27 protein-coding genes and 1 tRNA gene are annotated in these 24,609 nt (G+C 72.9%); 16 read left to right on the forward strand and 12 right to left on the reverse strand.

Translation table 11 applies throughout. The features are described from left to right. The first annotated feature begins 116 nt into the window (after positions 1–116). The 4 genes from O2W16_RS08690 (at position 117) to O2W16_RS08705 (ending at position 4,520) form a co-directional block, all read left to right on the forward strand. Complete coding sequence (locus O2W16_RS08690; RefSeq protein WP_269158417.1) at positions 117–992, forward strand: branched-chain amino acid ABC transporter permease; 876 nt, start codon at positions 117–119, stop codon at positions 990–992. Beyond that, positions 992–2,803: a branched-chain amino acid ABC transporter ATP-binding protein/permease gene (locus O2W16_RS08695; protein WP_269158418.1), complete on the forward strand. Its 1,812-nt coding sequence runs from the start codon at positions 992–994 to the stop codon at positions 2,801–2,803. The genes O2W16_RS08690 and O2W16_RS08695 overlap by 1 nt, the downstream gene beginning before the upstream one ends. Then, positions 2,800–3,522: an ABC transporter ATP-binding protein gene (locus O2W16_RS08700; RefSeq protein ID WP_269158419.1), complete on the forward strand. Its 723-nt coding sequence runs from the start codon at positions 2,800–2,802 to the stop codon at positions 3,520–3,522. Before O2W16_RS08695 ends, O2W16_RS08700 begins: the two co-directional genes overlap by 4 nt. A 101-nt stretch (positions 3,523–3,623) precedes the next feature. Then, positions 3,624–4,520 carry an alpha-hydroxy acid oxidase gene (locus tag O2W16_RS08705; protein WP_269158420.1) on the forward strand — a complete coding sequence of 299 codons (897 nt, stop codon included), beginning with the start codon at positions 3,624–3,626 and terminating at the stop codon, positions 4,518–4,520. 358 nt (positions 4,521–4,878) lie between these two features. Here the strand turns inward: O2W16_RS08705 and O2W16_RS08710 are convergent, their stop codons facing one another. From O2W16_RS08710 to O2W16_RS08730, 5 genes are all read right to left on the reverse strand, one after another. After that, on the reverse strand, positions 4,879–5,154 hold the full coding sequence (locus O2W16_RS08710) for a type II toxin-antitoxin system RelE family toxin (RefSeq protein ID WP_269158421.1): 276 nt from the start codon (positions 5,152–5,154) through the stop codon (positions 4,879–4,881). Continuing rightward, entirely contained in the window at positions 5,151–5,444 is a 294-nt protein-coding gene (locus tag O2W16_RS08715) for a type II toxin-antitoxin system Phd/YefM family antitoxin (RefSeq protein WP_269158422.1), read from the reverse strand. Before O2W16_RS08715 ends, O2W16_RS08710 begins: the two co-directional genes overlap by 4 nt. Positions 5,445–5,832: 388 nt before the next feature. Further along, on the reverse strand, positions 5,833–6,852 hold the full coding sequence (locus O2W16_RS08720) for a hypothetical protein (protein ID WP_269158423.1): 1,020 nt from the start codon (positions 6,850–6,852) through the stop codon (positions 5,833–5,835). After that, positions 6,849–7,457 carry a TetR/AcrR family transcriptional regulator gene (locus O2W16_RS08725; protein ID WP_269158424.1) on the reverse strand — a complete coding sequence of 203 codons (609 nt, stop codon included), beginning with the start codon at positions 7,455–7,457 and terminating at the stop codon, positions 6,849–6,851. The genes O2W16_RS08720 and O2W16_RS08725 overlap by 4 nt, the downstream gene beginning before the upstream one ends. A gap of 392 nt (positions 7,458–7,849) precedes the next feature. Then, positions 7,850–7,934, reverse strand: a tRNA-Leu gene (locus O2W16_RS08730). Positions 7,935–8,020: 86 nt separating this feature from the next. On the opposite strand from O2W16_RS08730, the gene O2W16_RS08735 reads away from it, so the two are divergent. Next, positions 8,021–9,343, forward strand: coding sequence for a M20/M25/M40 family metallo-hydrolase (locus tag O2W16_RS08735; RefSeq protein WP_269158425.1), 1,323 nt, complete (start codon positions 8,021–8,023; stop codon positions 9,341–9,343). Between the two features lie 4 nt (positions 9,344–9,347). Next, positions 9,348–10,172 (forward strand): SDR family oxidoreductase, encoded by an 825-nt coding sequence (locus O2W16_RS08740; RefSeq protein WP_269158426.1) that lies wholly within the window; start codon positions 9,348–9,350, stop codon positions 10,170–10,172. Positions 10,173–10,178: 6 nt separating this feature from the next. Here the strand turns inward: O2W16_RS08740 and O2W16_RS08745 are convergent, their stop codons facing one another. Continuing rightward, on the reverse strand, positions 10,179–10,919 hold the full coding sequence (locus O2W16_RS08745) for a GAF and ANTAR domain-containing protein (protein WP_269158427.1): 741 nt from the start codon (positions 10,917–10,919) through the stop codon (positions 10,179–10,181). A gap of 137 nt (positions 10,920–11,056) precedes the next feature. Between O2W16_RS08745 and O2W16_RS08750 the strand changes: the two genes are divergently transcribed. Continuing rightward, the gene (locus O2W16_RS08750; protein WP_269158428.1) at positions 11,057–12,013 is read left to right on the forward strand and encodes an NADPH:quinone oxidoreductase family protein; all 957 of its coding nucleotides are present in this window, start codon (positions 11,057–11,059) and stop codon (positions 12,011–12,013) included. Positions 12,014–12,020: 7 nt separating this feature from the next. Here the strand turns inward: O2W16_RS08750 and O2W16_RS08755 are convergent, their stop codons facing one another. Next, entirely contained in the window at positions 12,021–12,224 is a 204-nt protein-coding gene (locus O2W16_RS08755) for a DUF5703 family protein (RefSeq protein ID WP_269158429.1), read from the reverse strand. Positions 12,225–12,372: 148 nt separating this feature from the next. Here O2W16_RS08755 and O2W16_RS08760 point away from each other — a divergent pair, with 148 nt between their 5' ends. Continuing rightward, entirely contained in the window at positions 12,373–12,627 is a 255-nt protein-coding gene (locus O2W16_RS08760) for a hypothetical protein (protein ID WP_269158430.1), read from the forward strand. 65 nt (positions 12,628–12,692) lie between these two features. On the opposite strand, the gene rpsD is transcribed toward O2W16_RS08760, so the two are convergent. Beyond that, positions 12,693–13,298 (reverse strand): 30S ribosomal protein S4, encoded by a 606-nt coding sequence (gene rpsD, locus O2W16_RS08765; RefSeq protein WP_269158431.1) that lies wholly within the window; start codon positions 13,296–13,298, stop codon positions 12,693–12,695. A gap of 149 nt (positions 13,299–13,447) precedes the next feature. Between rpsD and O2W16_RS08770 the strand changes: the two genes are divergently transcribed. Further along, a complete protein-coding gene (locus O2W16_RS08770; RefSeq protein ID WP_269158432.1) occupies positions 13,448–14,161 on the forward strand; it encodes a DUF2470 domain-containing protein in 714 nt (237 codons plus the stop codon). A 48-nt stretch (positions 14,162–14,209) separates the two neighbouring features. Here O2W16_RS08770 and O2W16_RS08775 read toward each other — a convergent pair whose 3' ends face one another. Genes O2W16_RS08775 through O2W16_RS08785 form a run of 3 tightly spaced genes read right to left on the reverse strand, consistent with a single transcriptional unit; the run spans position 14,210 to position 17,459 of the window. Further along, on the reverse strand, positions 14,210–14,476 hold the full coding sequence (locus O2W16_RS08775; protein ID WP_269158433.1) for a GlsB/YeaQ/YmgE family stress response membrane protein: 267 nt from the start codon (positions 14,474–14,476) through the stop codon (positions 14,210–14,212). Positions 14,477–14,533: 57 nt separating this feature from the next. After that, positions 14,534–16,474, reverse strand: coding sequence for an AAA family ATPase (locus O2W16_RS08780; protein ID WP_269158434.1), 1,941 nt, complete (start codon positions 16,472–16,474; stop codon positions 14,534–14,536). A gap of 4 nt (positions 16,475–16,478) precedes the next feature. Further along, positions 16,479–17,459 (reverse strand): aldo/keto reductase, encoded by a 981-nt coding sequence (locus O2W16_RS08785; RefSeq protein ID WP_269158435.1) that lies wholly within the window; start codon positions 17,457–17,459, stop codon positions 16,479–16,481. 161 nt (positions 17,460–17,620) lie between these two features. Between O2W16_RS08785 and O2W16_RS08790 the strand changes: the two genes are divergently transcribed. From O2W16_RS08790 to O2W16_RS08820, 7 genes are all read left to right on the forward strand, one after another. Further along, positions 17,621–18,454: an undecaprenyl-diphosphate phosphatase gene (locus O2W16_RS08790; RefSeq protein ID WP_269158436.1), complete on the forward strand. Its 834-nt coding sequence runs from the start codon at positions 17,621–17,623 to the stop codon at positions 18,452–18,454. A gap of 28 nt (positions 18,455–18,482) precedes the next feature. Continuing rightward, positions 18,483–19,184: a histidine phosphatase family protein gene (locus tag O2W16_RS08795; protein WP_269158437.1), complete on the forward strand. Its 702-nt coding sequence runs from the start codon at positions 18,483–18,485 to the stop codon at positions 19,182–19,184. Between the two features lie 10 nt (positions 19,185–19,194). After that, on the forward strand, positions 19,195–19,746 hold the full coding sequence (locus O2W16_RS08800) for a DUF3090 family protein (protein ID WP_269158438.1): 552 nt from the start codon (positions 19,195–19,197) through the stop codon (positions 19,744–19,746). A gap of 12 nt (positions 19,747–19,758) precedes the next feature. Continuing rightward, on the forward strand, positions 19,759–20,622 hold the full coding sequence (locus O2W16_RS08805; protein WP_269158439.1) for an SCO1664 family protein: 864 nt from the start codon (positions 19,759–19,761) through the stop codon (positions 20,620–20,622). 58 nt (positions 20,623–20,680) lie between these two features. After that, positions 20,681–21,067 carry a VOC family protein gene (locus O2W16_RS08810; RefSeq protein WP_269158440.1) on the forward strand — a complete coding sequence of 129 codons (387 nt, stop codon included), beginning with the start codon at positions 20,681–20,683 and terminating at the stop codon, positions 21,065–21,067. Between the two features lie 110 nt (positions 21,068–21,177). Then, positions 21,178–22,461, forward strand: a complete 1,284-nt coding sequence (gene mshC / locus O2W16_RS08815) for a cysteine--1-D-myo-inosityl 2-amino-2-deoxy-alpha-D-glucopyranoside ligase (RefSeq protein WP_269158441.1) — start codon at positions 21,178–21,180, stop codon at positions 22,459–22,461. Beyond that, a complete protein-coding gene (locus tag O2W16_RS08820) occupies positions 22,458–23,567 on the forward strand; it encodes an HD domain-containing protein (RefSeq protein WP_269158442.1) in 1,110 nt (369 codons plus the stop codon). Before mshC ends, O2W16_RS08820 begins: the two co-directional genes overlap by 4 nt. Before the next feature lie 86 nt (positions 23,568–23,653). Here O2W16_RS08820 and O2W16_RS08825 read toward each other — a convergent pair whose 3' ends face one another. Next, a complete protein-coding gene (locus tag O2W16_RS08825) occupies positions 23,654–24,514 on the reverse strand; it encodes a PAC2 family protein (RefSeq protein ID WP_269158443.1) in 861 nt (286 codons plus the stop codon). Between the last annotated feature and the right edge of the window lie 95 nt (positions 24,515–24,609).

Raw genomic sequence — 24,609 nt, forward strand, 5'->3', positions numbered from 1 at the left:
GCTGACCGGCCGGCGCCGCTCGGCAACCCCGCCGGGGCCCCGGTCCTTGGACCGAGGCCCCGGTCGCACGTGTCGACTACCGTGCCCGGGCACCCACGACGAGAACAGGCAACGCTGTGCAGCAGCTCCTCAACGGCATCTTCATCGGCTCGATCTACGCGTTGTTCGCCATCGGCTTCACGCTGGTCTTCGGCATCCTCGACCGGCTGAACCTGGCGCACCCCGCGGTCTTCGCCGCTTCCGCCTTCGTCGGCATCGAGCTGGTCGAGCGGGGTGGGCTGTCCCTCTGGGCCGCCCTGCCGATCGTGTTCGTCTTCGGCGCCGTCTTGGGCCTGGTCATCGAGCGTGTGGCGTTCCGGCCGCTCAAGGGCCGGGCCGACGCCCACTTCGCCGGGCTGATCTCCTCCATCGCGCTCGCCGGCATGCTGGTCGCGCTGCTGCAGTGGCGCTACGGTCCGGACACCCGCCGCTTCCCGCCGGGCTCGTTCCCGGACACCCGGTTCGAGTTCGCCGGCGCCCAGGTGACCCTCGTGCAGGTGGTGATCCTCGTGATCTCCCTCGCCCTCATGGTGGGCCTCACGTACATGGTCACCCGGACGCGGCTGGGCCGCGGGATGCGCGCGGTGGCGGAGAACCCGACGGCGGCGCGGGTGCTCGGCGTGGACGTCGACCGGGTCACCGCGGTCACCTTCGCGATCTCCTCGGCGCTCGGCGCGGTCGCCGGCGTGCTGTTCGCCATCAACGTGAACACCGCCCAGCTGGGCATGGGTTCGGCGATCGAGCTCAAGGGCCTGGCCGTCATCATCGTCGGCGGCATGGGCTCGCTGCCCGGCGCGCTCATCGGCGGGCTGCTGCTGGGCCTGGCCGAGGTGTTCGCCGTCCAGTACATCGGCTCGTCCTGGAGGGACGTCATCGCCTTCGGCCTGCTGTTCGTGATCCTGCTGCTGCGCCCGCAGGGGCTGCTCGGCGCGCGGAAGGTCCGGGAGGTCTGATGCTGGACCAGTACGCCACCACCCTGACCTTCATCGCGCTGGGCGCGATCTTCGCCTACTCCTTCTACGCCGTCCTGATCGCCGGGCAGCTCAGCCTCGGCCAGGCCGGCTTCGCCTCTCTGGCGGCGTTCTCCGGGGCCTCCCTGGCACCCAGCGGGGCCGACGTCGGCGAGGTCCCTGCGCTGCTGATCGCCGTGGTGATCGGCATGTCGGTCGGCGCGCTCGCCGCCGTCGTCCTCGGCCTGCCGACCATGCACCTGCGCGGGGTCTTCCTGGCCATCGCAACCCTCGGGTTCGCCGAGGCGGTGCGGGTGGTGCTGCTCAACCAGGAGTGGACCGGTGGCGCCCAGGGCCTCGGGGTACCCCGGGTCCTCACCGTCGGCATGGCGTGGATGGCGCTCGCACTGGTGGCCTACTGGTTCTGGCGGATGGGCCGTTCCCGGTACGGCCGCGCCCTGGAGGCCATCCGCGAGGACGAGCTGGCCGCCCGCTCCATGGGCATCGACGTGGGCCGCCACCGGCTCGCCGCCTTCGTCACGGCAGGGGCGGTCGCCGGGCTGTACGGCGTCCTCTACGCCTACTACGTCCGACTCATCGCCCCCGGCGACTTCGACTTCACGGCGGCCGTCGAAGGTCTGGTCACCGCGGTGGTCGGTGGTTCGACGATGTTCCTGGGGCCGCTGCTGGGCAGCGGGTTCCAGACGATCGTCCCGGAGGTCCAGCGGGCGGTCGGGGTGGAGGCCGGCTGGATCCGGCCGTTCCTCGCCGGCCTGCTGCTGCTGGTCGTCATCCTGTTCCTGCCCGGTGGTCTGGCGAGCCTCATCCCGCGCCGGACGCGCATGCCCTCCGGGGCCGACGACGACACCGCCGGCCTGGCCGGTCGTCGTCACCCGGCGGCCGGCGAACCGGTGGTCACCCTCGCCGGGCTGGGCAAGGAGTACGGCGGGGTGCACGCCGTCCGTGGCGTGGACCTGGAGATCCGGGCCGGTGAGGTGGTCGGCTTGATCGGCCCCAACGGGGCCGGCAAGACGACCCTGGTCAACATGATCAGCGGCCTGGTCCCACCCAGCACGGGCAGCGCGACGGTGCTCGGGACGGCGATCGGCAGCACGCCGGTGCACCGCATCGCGGCGGCGGGGGTGAGCCGCACGTTCCAGCACTCGAAGCTGTTCAACCGGCTGTCGGCGCTGGAGAACGTCCTGGTCGGCGCCCACCTCGTCAGCCGGCCGACCTTCCTGCGGCGGCTGCTCTGGCTGCCGTCGGCACGCCGGGACGAGCGGGCGGCGCTGCGGCAGGCGGCCCGCTGCCTGGAGCGGGTCGGGCTGACCTCGCTCGCCGCCACCCGCGCCGAGGCCCTGTCCTACGGCGACCAGCGCAGGCTCGAGATCGCCCGCGCGCTGGCGTCCGACCCGTCCCTGCTGATCCTGGACGAGCCGGCCGCCGGGATGAACCACGTCGAGGCGGCGCAGCTGTCGCAGCTGATCAGGTCTCTGGCGCAGGACGGGCTGACCATCCTGTTCATCGAGCACAACGTCGGCATGGTTCTGCAGACCTGCAGCCGGGTCGTCGTCCTCAACTTCGGCGAGGTCATCGCCAGCGGTGCGCCGGAGGCGATCGCTGCCGACCCCGCGGTCATCGAGGCCTATCTGGGCTCGGCGGACGACGACGTGGACGGCGGCCTGCTCGCCGAGGGGACCCGCGCGGACGCGACTCCTGCCGAGGATGCGCCACCGGATGCGGTCCTGAACCTGCGGCCCGGTGACGCCGGCAGCCTGGACACACCGGACACCAGCCCGAGGGAGGCGACATGAGCGACCCCATCCTCACCGTGGAGGACCTGCGGGTGACCTACGGACGGGTGGAGGCGGTCCGGGGCGTCTCGTTCCGGGCGCAGCAGGGCTCGCTGGTGACGCTGGTCGGGGCGAACGGGGCGGGCAAGTCCTCGGTCATCAACGCCGTTTCCGGCATGCTGCGGGCGGCCGGCGGGCGGATCACCTTCGAGGGCCAGGACATCACCCGGACGCCGGCGCACAAACTGGTGGGCCGCGGGTTGGTGCAGGTGCCGGAGGGGCGTCAGATCCTCGCCACGCTCACCGTCGAGGAGAACCTCCAGATGGGCGGCTGGCACTCGGGGACCGTCGGCGCGCGCTCCGTCGACGCCATGTACGACCGGTTCCCGGTGCTGGCCGACCGGCGGGCGCTGCCGGCCGGTGCCCTGTCCGGCGGCGAACAGCAGATGCTGGCCATCGCCCGCGCTCTGATCGCCGGGCCGAAGGTGATGCTCATGGACGAGCCGTCGATGGGGCTGGCGCCCAAGATCGTCGCCGAGGTGTTCCGGGTCATCGAGGAGATCCGTGCCTCGGGGACCACGGTCGTGCTCGTGGAACAGAACGCCCGCCGGGCGCTGCGCGCCGCCGACCACGGTTACGTGCTGCAGAGCGGGGAGGTCGTGCACTCCGGCCCGGCCGGTGAGCTGCTCGCCGACGAGCGCGTCGTGCAGGCGTACCTGGGGGTCGAGAGCGGCAGCTGACCTGCCGCCGGGATCGGCCGAGAACGTCCGATGATCCGAGGAATGCAGGCTGCCCCCGCTCGACGGCCGTCCCCACCCCGCCCGGACCACGAGGACCTCTCATGACCAGCACGGCCCGCCCGCGCCGTCGCCCCCGGTGGCGCGAGCTGCGCCCGATGCTCCCGCCCGTCCCCACCCTGCCGACGACCACCACGAGGCTCGCGCAGGCCGCAGACATCGGCGATCTCCGGCTGCTCGCCCGCCGGCGCGCGCCCCGGATGGTCTTCGACTACGTCGATGGCGCTGCTGAGAGCGAGCGCTCGCTCCGGGCGTCCGTCGAGGCGTTCGACCGGGTCACCTTCCGACCGCGTGTCCTCCGCGACGTCGGCACCGTGTCCACCAGCACGGACGTGCTCGGGCGCAGCATCGCTCTCCCGCTCGTGCTGGGCCCGACGGGCTTCACCCGGATGATGCACCGCGAGGGCGAGTCGGCCGTCGCCCGCGCCGCTGCAGCGGCCGGGGTCCCCTACACGCTGTCGACGATGGGGACCACGTCCGCCACCGACGTCGCCGCAGCCGCCCCGGAGGGGTGGAACTGGTTCCAGCTCTACGTCGTCCGGGACCGCGGCCGCAGCCGGGACAGTCTCCAGCTGGCCCGGGATGCCGGCATGGACGTGCTCGTGCTGACCGTGGACGTGCCGGTCGCGGGCGCCCGGCTGCGCGACGTCCGGCACGGCATGACCATCCCCCCGTCGCTGCGGTGGCGCAGTGCCCTGCAGGCCGTGCGCCATCCCGCGTGGTGGGCGGACTTCCTCACCAGCGAGCCCCTCGCCTTCGCCACCGTCGGCGGCGCTCCGGGCGATCTGGCCGGGATCATCAACACGATGTTCGACCCGGGCGTCACGCTCGCCGACATCGAGTGGATCCGGAGTGCCTGCACCGACCGGCCGCCGTACCCGGCCCCGAGGGCGACACGACCTCGACGAAGTCGCCGCCCGCCGCGAGGACGACGTTGGTGAGGCCGAACCGCCCGACGCCGGGGTCGTGGTGCGCCACGGAGGCGGCGAGGAGCGCCCTCAGCGCCTCCTCGACCGATGCGCGCTCGTGTGCAGCGAGCACGAGCTGGCGCAGGCGGGTCACGCGCCCCAGTCCAGCACGCAAGGGTCCGAGCGACAACGCCTGACGCCGGAGCTCCCTGGGAGACCGGGACACCGGAGCCCTCCAGCGCCCTCGCCATTGCCCAGGACGCACCTCCGCGGCGCGGGACCGTTGTCGGCTTCGCCGCACCGGTCGACGTCAGTGCCGTGTCTTCGGTGTCCGAGAGGCGCCACGCTACGTACGCACACGGCCATCGACCCTCGCCGCTGATGGCGGTTGTCAGCCGTAGGCGTCGGCGCGGTGCGAGATGCGGACGACCCGTACCAGGACTTGGTCATCGTGGATCGAGTAGACCACCCGGTACTGGCCCCTGCGGGCGGACCAGTAGCCCTCCAGATCGAACCGCAAGGGCCTGCCGACTCGATGAGGATCGGCGGCGAGCGGCCCGAACAAGAAGTCGACGACAGCGACGGCGACCGCTTCAGGGAGGTCCCGTTCGATGGCGCGCTTGGCCGCCGCAGACAGGACGACGGTGAAGGTCTGCTGGTGGCTCACCGCCGGCGTGCCGCCAGTGCGGCACGTACGTCGGCTTCGTCGTATACCTCGCCGTCGTCCATCTGGGACTCGGCCTTCCGGATCTCGACCGTGGCCTTGGGGTCGGAGAGGATCTCGAGGGTCTCGACCAGCGATTCGTAGTCCTCGACGGCGAGGATCACGGCGACCGGGCTGCCGTTCTTGGTTACGGTCACGCGTTCATGCGTCCCGGCGACCTCGTCGATGATGTGGCTGAAGTGTGCCTTCACGGAAGCCAGCGACTGGGTCGACATGACCAGGATTATGGTCATGTAGCTACGTAGGGTCAAGGAGGGCCGCGCGGAAGGCGCTCGGACGTCGTAGCTCGGACGTCGTAGGCATGCATTGAACGGCAGGGGCCCGGAACCTGAGTGGTTCCGGGCCCCTGCCGTTCAACGGACTCGGTGTGCATTGAGCGGTGTCCGAGGGGGGACATGCCACATACGCACACGCGTGTCCCTGAGGAAATGACCCGTATGGCCGGGCCGCGGTACGTCGAGCCGAGCGACGCCCGCACACCCGGCATGTTCGCGGGCGGGGCATGTGTGACACGCCTGCCCGTGCGCCGTCCTGACCCTGAGACCGCTCGACGAGGCTGACCCCGTTGCGCTGGCCGGACCGGTGCTGGCATCTGCAGGTCATGCGGTGGTCCGGAGGTGGTCATGCGGCCTCGTAGGCACGCGCAAGAGTGCGGAACGCGGCCTTCGGCTCCCAGTCGAGCGGGCCTCCAGGGGAGCCGGGCAACACCTTGACGATTCCGTAACCGGACATGTCGAGGTCCGCGCGGGGATCGGCGGAGTGTGGCTTGTACGGCTCAGCGAACTCGAAGACGAATGTGCCGGCGACGCCTGCAGCGCGGTAGACGTCGAGCAGTGAGTGCAGGTAGTCGGCCTGCTCCTGTTCATCGCGGACGTACCCGGGTGCCAGGGACGGTCCCTCCGGCCCGTACCGCACGATGGTGTGACCGGCGGGGCCCAGTGCCGCCGCGCCGCGGAAGGTGGCGCAACCGAACTCGGTGATCACCACTGGTCTGCCGTGCTGCACGTGCTTGCGAAGTCGCCCCGCATAGCCGAGCCGGTTCCATCGGAGGCGGTAGTAGTTCAAGCCGACCAGATCGAAAGGTCGCCAGTCCACCTGCTCCCAGAGGCCGGCAGCGTAGGTCACAGGTCCGTGGAACTCCGCACGTGCGACCTCGACGGCTTGTGCAAGCAGTCGGTTCAACCGCCGGCTGTACAGGGGGAGCGCCGGCCAGGACCACGGGCGCCCGAGATGGGCGGCTCGTTCGGCGTAGCTCCTGCCGGGGATGACGCCATCGGAGAAGACGCTCCACTCGCAACCGACGTTCAGCACGACTGCGCCGTGTTCCAGTCGCAACTGCTCCACCGCGCGGGCGGCGTCGAGCAGGTGGGCGAGGACTTCGTGCTGCGGCCTGTCGATCAGCCGCGGCTGGACCCACACATCGAGCCCGACGCGACGCGCGATGCCCGCTGCTTCGGCGAGCCGGCCCGTGTCGGTGCCGAAGAGGTTGACCGTCGTGCAGTGCAGCTCGTCGCGGATGGCGAGCAGGTCTCGGGTCACGTCGTCCCGATGCCAGGAGATCCGGGAGGGCACGGAGGCGTAGTCCGTTCCGACGTCGTAGTTGATCCCGCGCAGGGCAGGCGCGGGCGGCAGGGACGTCACGGCATCTCCGTCATGAGCGGTCGGACGGCCGCCTCGAAGATGCGGGCCAGCTCGTCGGCGTAGGCCTGCAGGTCGATCTCAGGATCCGTCGCCCACTGCTCGAGCGCGCCGGTGATCGCTCTGTCCACGGTGACGGCCAGGGGGAGCGGGTCGAAAGACGTCAGCTCCCCGCGCTCCTGACCCGCACGAAGGAGGTCGACCAGCACGCGCACGACGGACGCCTCGGCACCAGGTGGGTAGTGCAGGGACCCGTCGGCGCAACGGTGGTTGACGACGATGCTGCCGATCGCCAGGAGTTGCTGCCGGTGCGAGCCGTAGTACTGGATCTCAGCGTGCACGAAGGTCGCGAGCTTCTCCGTCATCGTCCCGGCTCCTGCCAGGCGAGGCTGCACCGCGGCCCAGCTCGAGGCGTACACGTGGTCGACGACGAGCTCGATGAGCCGGTCCTTACTGGTGAAGTGGTAGGCGATGACCCCCTTACTGACCCCGGCGCGCTGCGCGATTCGGGCCAGTGACGCCTGGCCGTAACCGAGCTCGGCGATCGTCTCGATGGTGGCCTGGAGCAGTTGCCGTCGCCGGGCCTCTTCGATGAAGGTCTGTTCCACGCCCGACCGGTCTGACCGCATGGTCAGAAATTAGCACGAGTGGTCAATCCTGCTCCGGCGGCGATGAATCGTGCGGTTCTTCACCGGCAAGCAGGTGTGCACCTACCTGTACCTGTGGACGCCGAATCTGACCGGTGCAAGGCCATGGGTGATGCGACGCGACGATCGTGCGCGAGCTGATCGAGCTGATCGAGCTGATCGAGCGGGACGGTCGGACACCCTTCGAGATCTGCGGCCGATCGACCAGGGAGCACGGCCTGGCCTCGTGGCGCCAGGTCAGCTCCCAGTGCCTTGCGGTACCCGGACGACGTCCTACAGGCATGGAGCCGACGTGCCTACGTCAGAAACAAGGGAACCCCCACCGGCCTGAAGACCGTGGGGGTTCAACTCGGTGTCCGAGGGGGGACTTGAACCCCCACGCCCGATAAAGGGCACTAGCACCTCAAGCTAGCGCGTCTGCCATTCCGCCACCCGGACAAGGTGGGCACTCCGCGGAGCGCCTCGATGAGCATAACCGAGGCCACCGCCGGTCCGGGACAGGGGCCGGTGGCACCATCGACCGCATGTCGCAGCCCACGCCCCTGGCCGGTGCCCAGTCCGAGGTCGCGGACCTGCTCTCCGACCTGATCCGGATCGACACCACCAACACCGGTGACTCCGCCACGAGCGCGGGGGAGCGGAAGGCCGCCGAGTGGGTCGCCGCCAAGCTGGACGAGGTGGGGATCAGCAGCGTCATCCACGAGTCCGAGCCCGGCCGGGCCAACCTGGTCGCCCGGATCGAGGGCACGAACCGCGACCGCCCGGCGCTGCTGGTGCACGGCCACCTGGACGTCGTCCCGGCCGACCCGGCCGAGTGGAGCGTCCACCCGTTCAGCGGCGAGCAGCGCGACGGCTACGTGTGGGGCCGCGGCGCGGTCGACATGAAGGACATGGACGCGATGACCCTGGCGCTGGTGCGTGACTGGGCCCGCACCGGCGTCAAGCCCGACCGCGACATCGTGCTGGCCTTCGTCGCCGACGAGGAGGCCGGCGGCCGCAAGGGCGCCCACTACATGGTCGACCACCACGCCGACCTCTTCGAGGGCTGCACCGAGGCGATCAGCGAGGTCGGCGGGTTCAGCATCACCGTCCGCGACGACCTGCGCCTCTACCTCGTGCAGACCGCGGAGAAGGGCCTGGCGTGGATGAAGCTGACCGCCCAGGGCCGCCCCGGGCACGGCTCCTTCGTGCACGACGACAACGCCGTCACCCGGCTGGCCGCAGCGGTCGCCCGGATCGGCACCACCCGGCTGCCCACCGTGCTCACCCCGCCGATGCGCGAGTTCCTCGACGCGGTCAGCGACGCCTACGGCGTGGAGATCGACCCGGACCAGCCCGACGAGGCGCTGGCCCGGCTGGGCAGCATCAGTCGAATGATCGGCGCGGCGCTGCGCAACACGGTCAACCCCACGATGCTCGACGCCGGCTACAAGACCAACGTCATCCCCGGCGCCGCCAGCGCCACCATCGACGGCCGCTTCCTGTACGGGCAGGAGGCGGAGTTCGAGAAGCAGCTGGACGAGCTGATCGGGGAGGGCGTCGCCCGGGAGTGGATCACCTACGACCAGGCCGTGGAGACGACGTTCGACGGCCCCTCGGTCGACCTGATGGTCCAGGCGCTGCAGGCCGAGGACCCGGGCGCCCGCGCCGTCCCGTTCACCATGAGCGGCGGCACCGACGCCAAGAGCTTCGAGACCCTCGGCATGCGCTGCTTCGGTTTCTCCCCGCTCAAGCTCCCCGCCGAGCTGGACTTCGCCTCACTGTTCCACGGCATCGACGAGCGGATCTCCATCGACTCGATGCAGTTCGGCATCCGGGTGCTCGACCGGTTCCTGCGCCAGGCGTGATGTGATGCCGGGCGTGACCGACACCACTCCCACGCCCGGTTCCCCCGCCCCCGGCGACGTCGCCCTCGTCACCGGAGGGACCGGCGGCTTCGGCCGCGCCCTCGCCGCCCAGCTCCGCGAGCGCGGGGTCACCGTCGTCCTCGCCGACCTCGACAGCGCGGCCAACCGCGGGGTCGCCGAGGGCCTGGGGGCGCACTTCGTGGCCCTCGACGTCACCGACCGGGCGGCCAACGCCGCCGTCGTCGCCGCTGTGGAGGCCGAGCACGGCCGGCTGGACGCCGTCTTCCTCAACGCCGGCATCGCCGGGCAGTCCCGGCACGCCCTGGACGTCGACGAGTTCCTCAAGGTGGTCGACGTCGACCTGTTCGGCGTCGTCTACGGCACCGAAGCGGCGCTGCCGGCCCTGCGGCGCGCCGGAGGCGGGTCGATCGTGGTGACCGCCTCCCTGGCCGGGCTGTCGCCGATGGCCACCGACCCCGGCTACAGCGTCGCCAAGGGCGGGGCGGTGGCCTTCGTCCGGTCGATGGCCTCCCGGCTCGTCGACGACGGCATCACCATCTCCGCGATCTGCCCCGGGTTCGCCGACACCGCGATCATCGACCCGCTGCGCGAGGAGTTCGCCGCCGCCGACTTCCCGGTGCTGTCGGCCGGCGAGGTCGCCGAGGCGATGGTCGCCGCCTGGGCCGGTGCCGAGCCGGGTGCGGCCTACGTCGTCCAGCCGGGAGTGGGAGCCGTCCCGTACAAGTTCAAGGGAGTGCCGGCCGCCCGGACGACGAGCGGCGAGACCGCCGTCGTCCCGACCGCGCTGCGGCCGCCCTCGATGCGCTGAACCGGCTCAGATCTCGAGGGAACCGGTGTGCACGATCTGCTCGGCGACCACCCGGAGCTTCCGGTTGGTGCGCTGACTGACCTCGATCAGCCACCGGTGGGCCTGCTGCTCGGTGATGCACCGGCGCGTCATCACCACGCCGATGGCGGTGGCGATGGTGCGGTTGGTGACCAGGGCCGTCTCCAGGTGGGCGACGCGCTCCTCGGCCTGCGCCTGCGCGGCGCGAGCCGACTCGACCACCGCGCGGTCGCGCTCGCGCGCCGCGGCCACGGTCACCAGGTCGGCGGCCGCCCCCAGGACCGCCAGCTCCGCAGCACCGAACTCCGGGCGGGTCCGGGAGCCGACCGACAGGGTGCCGAGCACGGCCGGTCCCGCGGTCAGCGGGAAGCTGGCGTAGGCGGTGGCGTCCAGTTCCCGGGCCAGGGCCAGCCGCTCGTCGGGGTCGGCGTCCACCCGGGCGTGCGCCTCCGGGCGGCGCCGTTCGGCGACCATCCCGCAGACGGCGACGCCGAGCGGGACCACCGCGAGGTCCGTCCGGTGCTGCGCAGCGACGCCGATGGTGGTGTGCAGGCGCAGTTCGTCGGCCGCCGGGGGCAGCTCGTACCGGATGGAGAAGTCCAGCCCGAACGGCCGGTTCAGGTCGTCGACGAGGCGTTCGACGAGGTCCTGCGAGGGGCTGCCGGCGGCCAGGTCGGCGCCCAGCCGGCCCAGGGTGTGCACGGCGACGGGGTCGATGGTGGAGCTCACGGGGGTTCGTCCTCCGGTGGTCGACGACGCCGTCCTCTCGACGCAACCGCTCCAGCGTACGAGGTGCCTGATTGCGCGCAATGAGTTCTCGGCCCCCGGGTGACCGGCGTCACCGCCGCTCTGGCAAGGTGCCGGGCATGCGTGCATGGCGAGTCCACTCTCTCGGCGACCCGGCCGAGGTCATGTCCCTCGACGAGGTCGAGCAGCCGACGCCGGCCGACGGCCAGGTGCTGGTCAAGGTGCGGGCGGCCGGGCTGAACTTCCCCGACGTGCTGATGGCGATGGGGCAGTACCAGGAGCGGCCGCCGCTGCCGTTCACCCCCGGCGTGGAGCTGTGCGGCGAGATCGTCGAGACCGGCCAGCGGGTGCTCGGCTCGCCTTCCGGCGGGCCCGGCGCCTTCGCCGAGTACGCCCTGATGGACGCCGCCGCAGCCTGGCCGGTGCCCGACGCGATGTCCGATGAGCAGGCCGCCTCGCTGTACCTGACCTACCAGACCGGCTACGTCGGCCTGCACCGTCGCGCGGCGCTGCAGGCGGGGGAGTGGCTGCTGGTGCACGCCGGGGCCGGTGGCGTCGGGACGGCGGCGATCCAGCTCGGCAAGGCCGCCGGCGCGAAGGTGATCGCCACCGCCGGTGGGGAGCGCAAGACCGAGGTCTGCCGCTCACTCGGCGCCGACCACGTCATCGACTACACGGCCGAGGACTTCGTCCCGCTGGTCAAGGAGATCACCGGCGGGCACGGGGCCGACGTCGTCTACGACCCGGTGGGTGGCGAGGTGTTCGACAAGTCGCGCAAGTGCATCGCCTTCGAGGGGCGGCTGGTCGTCGTCGGCTTCACCAGCGGCACGATCCCGCAAGCCCCGGTCAACCACGCGCTGGTCAAGAACTACAGCATCGTCGGGCTGCACTGGGGCCTGTACCGCAAGCACGACCCGGCCCGGATCGGGACGGTGCACCAGGCGCTGTGCGACCTGTTCGACGACGGTGCGATCGCCCCGCTGGTCGGCCAGTCGCTGCCGCTCACCCAGCTGCCGCAGGCGATGGCCGCCATCGCCGACCGCAGCACCGTCGGCAAGGTCGTCCTCACCCCCTGACGTGGCCTCAGACCATGGGGCGGGGGAGGTAGGACAGCCGCGCCCGACGTCGCATGATCACCTTTCGGGTGCCGTCGGCGTGCAGCTGGAGCCGGGCGAGCTCCCAGCCGCCCGTGTCGGACTGCATGCTCATCAGCTGCGCGGCCGCGGAGCGGGAGATGCCCGCCGGGATGCGCAGCGGGGCGTACTCGTACTCGCCGGGTGCTGACACCTCGTCGATTGTGCCTGCCGGACGTCGGTGGGTCATGTGGTGGTCACCACGACGCCACCTGGTCCGGGTGTCGCACCGGCGGAGTACGGGCAGGGGAGGACGGCGCGGCCCGGCACCCGGCCGGGCCCCCGACCGGCGAGGAGCCCCCATGACCGACCCCGAAGCCAACGACGCCGACCGCCTGGAGCAGCAGCGGACCGTCGCCCCGGCCGGCCCGGAGCTCGCCGACGAGGTGAGCCCGCTGGGCGCCGACGTCCCGGAGGCCGACGCCGTCGAGCAGCAGCTCACCGCCGCCCCGGGCGCCTCGACCGGACTGCGGGACGCCGATCCCGAGGCCGACGAGTACGACGTCCTGGAGCAGCAGGCCGCCGTCCCCGACGACGAGGACGACCAGCGGGGCTGATCTCGAACGCGCTCGGTGGGCACCGACCGATGGCCGGGGCCGGAACGGCCCCGGCCCGGACCGGCTCAGCGGGAGTAGTACTCCACGACCAGCTGCTCCTCGCAGACCACCGGGACCTCGGCGCGCTGCGGCCGGCGGAGGACCACGCAGCGGAGCTCGGCGAGCTGGACCTCCAGGTAGGCCGGGGCAGCGGCGTGGGCACCGGAGGCGGCGACCTGGAAGGGCAGCTTGGCCTTGCTGCGCTCGGCGATCTCGACGACGTCGTAGGGCTGCACCTGGTAGCTGGGCCGGTCGACCCGCTTGCCGTTCACCGTGACGTGCTGGTGGCTGACCGTCTGCCGGGCCTGGTAGATCGTCCGCGCGAAGCCGGCGCGCAGCACGGTTGCGTCCAGCCGCGCCTCGAGCTGGTGGGTGATCAGCTCCTCGCCGGTCTTCCCGCCGCTGCGCCGGGCCCGGTCGAACGCCGAGCGGAGCTGGGTCTCGCTGATGTCGTACTGAGCGCGCAGCCGCTGCTTCTCCATCAGCCGGGTCTTGTAGTCGCTGGTGTTCTTGCGCTTGCGGCCGTGCTCACCGGGCGGGTACGGGCGCCGCTCGAAGTAGCGGACGTCCTTGGGGGTGAGCGGGATGCCCAGCGCACGGGAGCGCCGGACCTTGGGGCGAGAGCTGTTCACACGGTCCTCCGGGTTCGGTTAGGCTCACCTTACCGCGATGTCGAGTCGTCCTGAACCCGGAGTGCCGCATGACACGATCGACCCGCCCCGCCACCCCGGGGCCCTCGTCCGATGCAGTCCGGCCCACCGGAGCCGAACGAGCGCGCACGGTGGCCGCCCGACCGTCCGCCGCGGTCTGCGCCGCCGGCATCGACGGGAGCCGCGTGCTCGGGCACGCCATCACCGCCGCGGGCCAGGTGCTCGTCGTGGTGCCTACCGCCGGCGAGGTGTGCAGCGCGGTGCAGTCGTCCCCCGACGGGGACCTCGCGGCGTTGCTGATGGTCACCGACCACGCGCCGGTGCCGCTGCGGGAACCGGTGCGCGCCCAGGTCTGGCTGTCGGGGTGGCTCACGCCGTTGCTCGAGGCCGATCAGCGGGACGCCACACTGGCCTTCGCCGACGTCGCCCCGGTGGGGGCGCTGCTGGACGTCGGGCGCAGCGCGACCCTGCTGCGCCTGGACCTGGCCGAGGTCGTGCTGGGGGAGTGCGGCACGGTCACCGAGATCGACCCCGACGCCTTCCTCGCCGCCGTGCCCGACCCACTGGCCGCGGTGGAGGCGCAGGCGCTGCAGCACCTGGACGTCGCGCACCCCGAGGAGCTGGACCTGCTCTGCTCCCGGGTGCCGGCCGCCTGGTTGGGGCAGGGCGACGTCGTCCGCCCGCTCGGCCTGGACCGGTACGGGTTCCGCTTGCGGATCGAACAGCGGTCGGGCCACCGGGACGTCCGCGTCCCGTTCGCCGACCCGGTCACCGGCGCCGACGACCTCGGCCCGGCCGTGCACCGGCTGATCTGCGCCGTGAGACGCGCCTGCCCCGGGCGCTGACCGCGGAGGTCTGCGCCCGGGGCAGGGGAGTGGTGCCGTGGAGCGAGGTCAGTGGACCTTGCGCCGCCCGCCGCTCATGCCCTCGGCCGCACCGACCAGCAGCACGGCAGCGACGATCGCGACGATCGCGCCGATGATGTTGAGCTCGCCGAAGTCACCGGTGCCCAGGAGGGTGGCGACGACGCCACCGATCAGGGAACCGACGACACCGAGGGCCAGGGTGGCCAGGATGCTGAGGTTCTGCTTGCCCGGCTTGATCAGCCGCGCCAGTGCACCGACGATCAGACCGAAGACGAGGAAACCGATGATGCCCATGGGCTGGTGGTTTCCCACAAGATCAACGCGGCAAACGCCCGCCGCCTGACGGGTGGCTCACTCCGCCAGCTCGGCGAGCAGGGCCGCCAGCCGGGTCCGGCGCGGCCGGACGTCGACCTCCCGCACCGCGCGGGCCAGGGCGGCGCCGCTGGCGTGCACGATCGACAGGTGCCGCTGGGCCCGGGTGAGCGCGGTGTAGACCAGCGGCCGGGACAGCATCCCGCCGGCCTCCGGCGGCAGCACCACGACGACGCCGGGCCACTCCGAGCCCTGGGCCCGGTGCACGGTGATCGCCCAGCCGTGCCGGAGGTCTCCGAGCGCCTTGCCGATCACGGTGACCGGTCCGGAGCTGAAGTCGACGGTGAGCGAGCCCTCGCCGGTGCCGGTGACCACACCGACCTCGCCGTTGGCGAACCCGATCGGCTCCAGCTCCAGGTGGTTGGCGGTGGCCACCACCCGGTCACCGACGTCGAACCCGAACACCGTGCCCTCGCCCGGGTTGAGCTGTGCCTTCAGTGCCTTGTTCAGCTCGATCGTGCCGGCCGGCCCGCGGTGCACCGGGGTGACGACCTGCACCGTCGACGGGTCGATCCCCAGCGCGCGCGGGATCGAGTCGGTGACCAGCTGCACCACCCGCTTCGCGGCCTCGGCGCTGCCGGTGGCCGGCACGATCACCACCTCACGGTCCGGGGACTCCACCTGCACCAGCTCGCCGCCCCGGACGCCGGTGGCCAGCCGGGCGATCGCCCCACCGGCGGCCTGGCGGTGCAGCGTGGTCAGCTCGGTCACCGGCACCACGCCGGAGTCGATCAGGTCACCGAGGACGTGGCCCGGGCCGATCGAGGGCAGCTGGGCCGGGTCGCCCACCAGCAGCAGGTGGGTCCCGTCGGGGCAGGCCTCCAGCAGCGCCGCGGCCAGCTCGACGTCCAGCATCGAGGCCTCGTCGACCACGACGACGTCGGCGTCCAGCGGCCACTCCTCGTTGCGGGCGAACCCACCCGTCATGCCCTGGGCGCCCAGCAGCCGGTGCACGGTCACCGCCGGGTGGTCGGTCAGCTCCTCCAGCCGCTTCGCCGCCCGGCCGGTCGGCGCCGCCAGGGCGACCTCGGTGCCCTTGGCCTGCAGCAGCTTCACCAGCGAGGCCACGGTCCGGCTCTTCCCGGTGCCCGGCCCGCCGGTCAGCAGCGAGACGCCGGCGCCGAGCACCTGGGCCACCGCCGCCTGCTGTGCCGGGTCCAGGCCCTTGGCCACCGACCGCACCGACGCCGGGTCTGCGATCCGCCCGCTCGTGGCGGCCAGCCGGTGCACGTTCTCCGCCACCGCCTCCTCCGCCATCCCGTACCGGGCCAGCGACAGGGTGCGCAGCGCCGGGTCGGGCTCGGGCAGCTCGTCGGCGTCGTCGGCCGGCTCGACCATCGGTGGTTCGTGCTCAAGCACCTCGCCGGACTCCACCGCGGCCACCACGGCGGCGGCCGGGTCGGCGATCCCCTCGGCCCGCAGCGCCGCCACCACCAGGTCGGCGGGGAGCACGGTGTGCCCGTCCCGGGTGGCGGTCCGCAGCGTCAGCGCCACGATGGCCCGGCCGCGGCGGGTGTCCTGCCGGTCGGCGCCGGAGAGGACGGCGATCGCCAGCCGGTCGGCGTCGGCCAGCGTCACCCCGGTCAGGCCGAGCAGTGCCCAGGGGTCGTCCCGGAGCCGGCGGGCGGCGTCCGGGCCGAGCGCGTCGGCGGAGTTCACGGCCAGCCGGGCGTTCAGGCCGGCGCCGACGAGCAGCTCGACCACCTCGTAGGTCGACCGCGCGGCGAGGAAGGAGCTGAACAGCCGCTCGGCGCGCTGCCGGCCCACCCGGGGCAGCTTGAGCAGTCGGTCGGCGGTGACGTCGTCCGGGCCGGTGATGCCGGCGGTCGGCAGGTCGGCCGCCGTCCGCTTGCCCAGGCCCGGCCACAGGCCCGCGGTGCAGAAGGCGGCGAAGACGGGGTCGCCAGCGGGTGTGCTCATGACCTCAGTGCTCCCGACGCTGCTCGGGATAGGAGAAGTGCGGTGCGGACACGTCGTCCAGGGCGGTGGTGATCGCCGGCGGCAGCCGGACGCCCTCGGCGTCGAGGGCGGCCTGCAGCTGCTGGGCGGTCCGGGCGCCCACGATCGGGGCCACCACGCACGGCCGGTCGCGCAGCCAGGCCAGCGCCACCCCCAGCGGCGTGGTGCCCAGCCCCTCGGCCGCGGTGATCACCGCCTCCACCACCCGGTCCGCGGTCGCCGAGCGCAGCCCGTCGATGAACCCCTGCCACTGCGCCGACGCGCCGCGGGAGTCGGCGGGCGTGCTGTGCCGGTACTTGCCGGTGAGCAGCCCCCGGCCCAGCGGCGACCACGGCAGGATGCCCAGCCCCAGCGCCTCCGCGGCCGGCTGCACCTCGCGCTCGACGCCGCGCTGCAGCAACGAGTACTCGACCTGGGTGCTCACGATCGGGGTGCGCCCGGGCCAGGCACGCTGCCAGGTGGCCGCCTGGGCGGTCTGCCAGCCGGAGAAGTTGCTCACCCCGACGTAGCGGGCCCGGCCGGAGGAGACGGCCAGGTCGCAGGCGGCCAGCGTCTCCTCCAGGGGCGTGGCGTCGTCCCAGGCGTGCAGCTGCCACAGGTCGACGTGGTCGATCCCCAGCCGCTCCAGGGACGCGTCCAGCGCCGAGAGCAGGTGCCCGCGGGAGGCGCCGCGGCCCATCGGCCCGGGGCCGGTGCGGCCCGCCGCCTTGGTGGCGACCAGCACGTCGTCCCGCGGGACGACGTCGGCCAGCAGCCGCCCGAGGGTCCGCTCGCTCTCCCCGTCGGCGTACACGTCGGCGGTGTCGACCAGCGTGCCGCCGGCGTCGACGAACGCCGTCAGCTGCATCGCGGCCTCGTCCTCGTCGGTGTCACGGCCCCACGTGAGGGTGCCCAGCCCCAGCCGGGAGACGACGAGCCCACTGCGCCCGAGCGCCCGCTGTTCCACGACGGGTCAACCTACCGTTGCCCACCGACGTCCCCCGGCAGCGACGAACGTCTCGTGCCGGGCTGCCGGGCCCCGGGGTCCCGGCCACCTAGGGTGCCTGTCGTGCGCGAGCCCTCGACCTGCCCTGACCACCGCCCGGCCGAGCAGCGGGGGCGCTGACCGTGGGCTGGTGGGAAGCCGTCGTCCTCGGCCTCGTCCAGGGGCTCACCGAGTTCCTGCCGATCTCCTCCAGCGCCCACCTGCGGGTGGTCGGCGAGGCGTTCGGCTGGGGTGACCCCGGCGCGGCGTTCACCGCGATCACCCAGATCGGCACGGAGCTCGCCGTGCTCATCTACTTCCGGCACGACATCTGGCGGATCATCACCGCCTGGGTCCGGGGGCTGTCCGACCGCTCGGCCCGCAGTGACCCCGACGCCCGGATGGGCTGGCTGATCATCATCGGCAGTCTGCCGATCGTCGTCCTCGGGCTGCTGTTCCAGGACTCGATCGAGACGACCTTCCGCGACCTGCGGATCATCGCCGTCGCCCTGATCGTCTTCTCGCTGGTCCTGTACTGGGCCGACCGGGTGGGCAGCACCGAGCGGGACCTGCCCGACCTGACCGTCAAGCACGGCCTGACCTTCGGGTTCGCCCAGGCGATGGCGCTCATCCCCGGGGTCTCCCGCTCCGGCGGCACCATCACCGCCGGCCGGTTCCTCGGCTACAACCGGGCCGCAGCCGCGCGGTACTCGTTCCTGCTCGCCGTCCCCGCCGTGCTCGGCGCCGGGTTCTTCCAGGCCTACGAGTCCCTGACCGGCGAGACCGAGGGCGAGGCGCTCTCCTGGGGTCCGACGGTCCTGTCCACGGTCATCGCCTTCGGGATGGGGTACGCGGTCATCGCCTGGCTGCTGCGCTACCTGGAGCGCGGCAGCTTCGCCCCGTTCGTGGTCTACCGGATCGCACTCGGCGTGCTGGTGCTGGCGCTGGTCGGCACCGGCGTCCTCGAGCCGACCTGACGGAGAGCCGCTCACTAGAGTCGGTGGAGTGACCACCGTCGTGCTGCTCCGACACGGCCGGACGACGGCCAACACCGCAGGCGTGCTCGCCGGCTGGACCCCCGGGGTCCAGCTGGACGACGCCGGTCAGGCGCAGGTCCAGGCGGTCGCGCAGCGGCTGTCCGCCGTCCCGCTGGCCGCAGTGGTGAGCAGCCCACTGGAGCGCTGCCAGCAGACCGCCGGCGCGGTCGCCGAGGGCCGGGCCCTGGACGTGCAGACCGACGACCGGTTCGGCGAGGCCCGGTACGGCGACTGGACCGGGCGCCCGATCAAGGAACTGGTCAAGGAGCCGCTCTGGAAGGTCGTGCAGCAGCACCCCTCCGCCGCGGTCTTCCCCGGCCCCGAGGGCGAGGGGCTCGCCCAGACCCAGGCGCGGGCGGTGGCCGCCGTCCGGGAGTGGAACGCGAAGCTCGGCCCGGACGCCGTCTGGCTGGTCTGCAGCCACGGCGACGTGATCAAGTCGATCCTGGCCGACGCCCTGGGGCTGCACCTGGACTCCTTCCAGCGGATCGTCGTCGACCCGGCGTCCCTGTCGGTCGTCACCTACACCGACACCCGGCCCTTCCTGGTCCGGGTCAACGACACCGGCGGCGACGTGTCCGCCCTGATCCCGCCGAAGAAGAAGCGCGGCCGGCGCACACCCTCCTCCGATGCGGTCGTCGGCGGCGGCGCGGGCTCCGGCGCCGCGTAACCTGATCGCCGTGCCTCGTCAGGTCTTCCTCTTCGACCGTCCCTCCCGGTTCGTCGCCGGCACGGTGGGCCAGCCCGGCGACCGCACCTTCTACCTGCAGGCCTCCGACGAGGCCGGCCGCACGATCAGCGTGGCGCTGGAGAAGACGCAGGTCCAGGTGCTGGCCGACCGCATGAGCGAGCTGCTCGACGAGGTGGCCAACCGCGCCGCCGTCGTCGTCCCGCCCGACGCCGACGTCGACGACCTCGAACCGCTCACCGCCCCCGTCGACGAGGAGTTCCGCGTCGCCGCGATGGGCCTGGCCTGGGACGGTGAGGAGGACGCCGTCGTCGTCGAGGCCGTCGCCGCCGGCGAGGAGCCGATCGAGGAGGACGCGATCCTCTCCGACAGCGACGAGGGCCCCGACGCCCTGCGCGTCACGATCACCCCGGTCGCGGCCCGCGCGTTCGTCGCCCGCGCCCGCCGGGTGATCGCCGCCGGCCGGCCCTCCTGCCCGCTGTGCTCGCTGCCGCTGGACCCGGCCGGTCACGTCTGCCCCCGGCAGAACGGCTACCGCCGCTGAGCCGGCGGAGCGATGACGGCGCCTGATCCCCGCGACGACCGGCTGGAGCACCCGCTGACCGACGAGCCCCTCGAGCTGGACGACGAGCTCGACGACGACGAGCTGGACGGCGACGTCGTCGAGCTGGACCTCGCCGGCTTCGACCACGGCGACCGTCGGCCGCCCAGCGGCGCCGACGAGGTCGCCACCCTGCTCCGCGAGGGTGCGCTGGACATGGAGGGCCGGCTGCTGGACGCCAGCAACGTCACCCTCGTCGGGGCGATCCGGACCGACCAGCTGGCCGCCACCTGCGTGTACAAGCCGGTGGCGGGGGAGCGGCCGCTGTGGGACTTCCCCGACGGCACGCTCGCCGGCCGGGAGATCAGCGCGCACCTGGTGTCGGAGGCCACCGGCTGGTCGATCGTGCCGCCCACCGTGCTGCGCGAGGGCCCGTTCGGCCCCGGCATGGTGCAGCTCTGGATGGACGCCGACCCCACCGTCGAGCTCACCGAGTTCGTCCGGCTCGACGTCCCCGAGCTCCGCCGGATGGCCGTCTTCGACGCCGTGGTGAACAACGCCGACCGCAAGGGCGGCCACATCATCCCGATGCGCGGCGGGCACGTGTACGGCGTCGACCACGGCATCTGCTTCTCCGCTGAGCCCAAGCTGCGCACCCTGCTGTGGCGCTGGGCCGGCAAGCCGCTCACCGCCGAGGCGGTCACCGTCCTGCGCGAGCTGGACGACCAGCTGCGCGGCGAGCTGGGCGAGCAGCTGCACGAGCACCTCACCCGGCGCGAGGTGCGGCGCACCCAGCAACGGGTGGCCGAGATGCTGCGCACCGGCGTGCACCCCCAGCCGAGCGGGGAGTGGCCCGCGCTGCCCTGGCCGCCGTTCTGAGCTGAGCGCCGTCGGCCCGGCGTTGCTCTCCCGCCGCCGTCCCTGCCAGGGTGGGGGAGTGCCTCACCGGAGCCGACTCGCGGTCCTGCTGATCGACCTGCCGCCGCAGCTGCACGACCGGGGGCAGGCGTTCTGGTCCGCCGCGACGGGCCATCCCGTGGAACCCGACACCATCGACGACGCGTGGTCCTCGCTCGGTTCCTTCGCCGACGGGTTCCACCTGGAGGTCCAGCGCACCGGGGTGGGCACCCCGCCGCGCTGGCACGTGGACATCGAGACCGACGACGTGCACGCCGAGGTGGCCCGGCTGGAGGCCCTCGGGGCGGTCCGGATGGTCGACATGGGCGGGTTCTGGCAGATGAAGGACCCGGCCGGGCTGCTGTTCTGCGTGGTCGGCGTCCAGACCGGGGAGGAGTTCGAGCGGCACGCCACCACCTGGCCGTGACGGCGTCACCTCTCCGGGCCTGACGGGCTGCCGGTCCGGCCGGCGGGGGAACGGCGGGTGTCGACCGGGTGGCGTGCCGACCTGTCACCGGCCGGATCTAGGCTCCTGCCGTGCTCTCCTGGCCTGCCCCGCTGCTCCCCACCCTGCCCGGGTCCGGCCCCGCCCTGCGGCTGTACGACACCGCCCGCGGCGAGGTGGTCGAGACCTCACCGGGCCGCACGGCCCGCATGTACGTCTGCGGCATCACGCCCTACGACGCCACGCACCTCGGCCACGCCGCCACCTACCTGGCCTTCGACCTGGTCAACCGGGTCTGGCGCGATGCCCGGCACGCCGTGCACTACGTGCAGAACGTCACCGACGTCGACGACCCGCTGTTCGAGCGGGCCGACCGCGACGGCGAGGACTGGATCGTCCTGGGCATGCGCGAGACGGCGCTCTTCCGCGAGGACATGACCGCGCTGCGGGTGCTGCCGCCGGAGGACTTCGTCGGCGCCGTCGAGTCGATCCCGCGGATCGCCGCCCACGTGGAGACCCTGTGGGACGCCGGACTGGCCTACCAGCTGGACGACGGCACCGGGGACGTCTACCACGACGTCGCCCAGGCGCCCGGGTTCGGCTCCGAGTCCGGCTACGACGAGGCCACCATGCTCCGGCTGTCCGCCGAGCGGGGCGGCGACCCCGACCGGGCGGGCAAGCGGCACGCGCTCGACCCGCTGCTGTGGCGGGGGGCCCGCGAGGGCGAGCCGTCCTGGCCCGGTCCGCGGGGCGTCGCGGGCCGCCCGGGCTGGCACGTCGAGTGCGCCACGATCGCTCTCGACAAGATCGGCATGGGCTTCGACGTCCAGGGCGGCGGCAGTGACCTGGTCTTCCCGCACCACGAGTACTCCGCCGTCCACGCCGAGGCGCTCACCGGCACCAAGCCCTTCGCCCGGGCCTACGTGCACGCCGCGATGATCGGGCTGGACGGGGAGAAGATGAGCAAGAGCCGGGGCAACCTGGTCTTCGTCTCCCGGCTCCGCGGCGACCGCACCGACCCGATGGCGATCCGGCTGGCCCTGCTGTCCGGGCACTACCGCACCGACCGGGCCTGGACCCCCGACCTGCTGGCCCAGGCGCAGCGGCGGCTGGACACCTGGCGGCGCGCCGTCGAGCTGCCGCTGGGTGCGCCGGCCGGCCCGGTGCTGGCCGCCGTCCGGGAGCGGCTGGCCGACGACCTCGACACCCCCGGCGCGATCGCCGCCGTCGACCGCTGGGCTGCCGCGAGCCTCGCCGAGGCCGCCTCCGGCCCGGGCCTGCCCGCCGCGCAGTCCAGCGACGACTGGGACGAGGAGTCCCCGGCCGTCGTCCGCGACCTCGTCGACGCACTGCTCGGCGTGGCACTCACGCCGTGAGCGAGGGCGGGACGGGGTTCGAGTGGCTGGCGTACCCGCCTGCCTTCACCCGGATCGACCGACAGGCGCGGGAGGACGCGGAGACGGCTCTCGCCCCGGCGGCCGCCCGGTCCGCCCGGAGCCGGGGACGGGCGCGCCCTGAGCCCGACGACGGACTCCGCACCTGCTGGGAGCTCGACCGCGACCGGGTGCTGCACGCCAAGGCCTTCCGCCGGCTCAAGCACAAGACCCAGGTCTTCCTGCACCCCGACGGCGACCACTTCGTCACCCGGCTCACCCACACCCTCCAGGTCACCCAGGTCGCCCGGTCACTGGCCCGGGCGCTGGGCCTGCACGAGACCCTGGCCGAGGCGATCGCACTGGCCCACGACGTCGGCCACTCGCCGTTCGGGCACATCGGCGAGGAGGCCCTGGAGCCCTACGTCGCTGGTGGCTGGCACCACGCCGCCCAGGGGGTGCGGATCGTCGAGGTGCTCGAGGACCTCAACCTCACCTGGGAGGTGCGCGACGGCGTCCGGGCACACAGCTGGAAGATCACCCCGCCGCCGGCCACCCGGGAGGCGGAGTGCGTGAAGTTCGCCGACCGGATCGGCTACCTCTCCCACGACGCGCTGGACGCCGTCCGGGCCGGGGTGCTGCGCGCCGGTGACCTGCCGGCCCGCACGCTGGCCACCTTCGGCCCGCCCGGCGGGGCGATGGTCGGGGCGATGATCGAGGCGGTCGTCGACGGGACGTACGCCTCGGCGCGCGAGGAGGCCCGGCACGCCGTCCCCGGCGGCCCGCCGACCCCGGCCGTGCGGATGGCGCCGGACGCCCTCGAGGCGATGAACGAGCTGCGGGCCTTCATGTTCGAGCGGGTCTACGGGTCCGAGATCGCCGCCGGGCAGAAGCACGTGGCGATCGAGGTGATCCGCCGGCTGGTCGACCACCACCTGGACCATCCCGAGCTCATGCCGGCCAGCTACCGGGACACCGAGGCCGACCTGGTCACCCAGGTCGTCGACTACGTGACCGGGATGACCGACCGGTTCGCCCTCGCCACCTACGACCGCCTCTTCGACGACACCGCCACCATCCGGATGCGCCCGCTGCTCGTCACACCCTGAGGGGGTCGGCGACGAGAACGGGCTGAGGGTCGTCATCACGCGGAGATGACGACCCTCAGCCCGTGCTGATCATGAAGCGGCCGAGCTCAGCTCGTGCCGCCGCGGCGGCGCAGATATCGCTCGAACTCGCGGGCGATCTGGTCGCCGTTGGCCTGGGACAGGTCGGTCGCGGTCTGCCGCTCCTCCAGCGAGCGCACGTACTCCACGACCTCCTCGTCCTCCTGGGCCATCTCGTCGACGGTCTTCACCCACTCGTCGGCCTGCTCGGGCAGGGTGCCGAGCGGGACGGTGACCTCGAGGACCTCCTCGACCCGGGTCAGCAGCGCCATCGTCGCCCGGGGGGCGGGGGGCTGGGAGACGTAGTGCGGCACGGCCGCCCAGAAGCTCACCGCCGGCAGGCCGGCCTGCACGCAGGCATCGGCGAAGACGCCCAGGATGCCGGTCGGGCCCTGGTAGGTGGACGTCTCCACCCCCCACTGCCGCGCCGACTCCGCGTCGTAGGCCGATCCGGTCACCGGGGTGGGGCGGGTGTGCGGCGTGTCGGCCAGCAGGGCCCCGAGCGCGACCACCGTCTGCGCGCCGAGCTCCTGGCACAGCTCGATCAGCTCATCGCAGAAGCTGCGCCACCGCATGTTCGGCTCGATGCCACGGATGAGGACGACGTGCCGGGCACTGCCCGGCGGCTTGGCCACCGAGAGGCGGGTGGTGGGCCATTCGATCCGGCGGCTGACGCCGTCGATCAGGTTGACGGTCGGCCGGTTGACCTGGAAGTCGTAGTAGTCCTCGGGGTCCAGCGCGGCGAGCGGGGTGGCATCCCAGATCAGCTCCAGGTGCTCCACGGCGCCGGTGGCGGCGTCCCCGGCGTCGTTCCATCCCTCGAACGCGACCACGACCACGGGGTCGTCCAGCTCGGGCAGGTCGTCAGCGTCGGACTTGGGATCGATCACCCTTCGAGCCTACGTCGATCCCGGCCGCCGGCCCGGCCGCGCGGGGGTGTGTGCGGCGGCCCGGGCCCCCGAGGTGCATCCGGGCGGAGGAGGGA

It is taken from the genome of Modestobacter sp. VKM Ac-2984, assembly GCF_026967985.1.
In the GTDB taxonomy this organism is placed as follows: Bacteria; Actinomycetota; Actinomycetes; order Mycobacteriales; family Geodermatophilaceae; genus Modestobacter.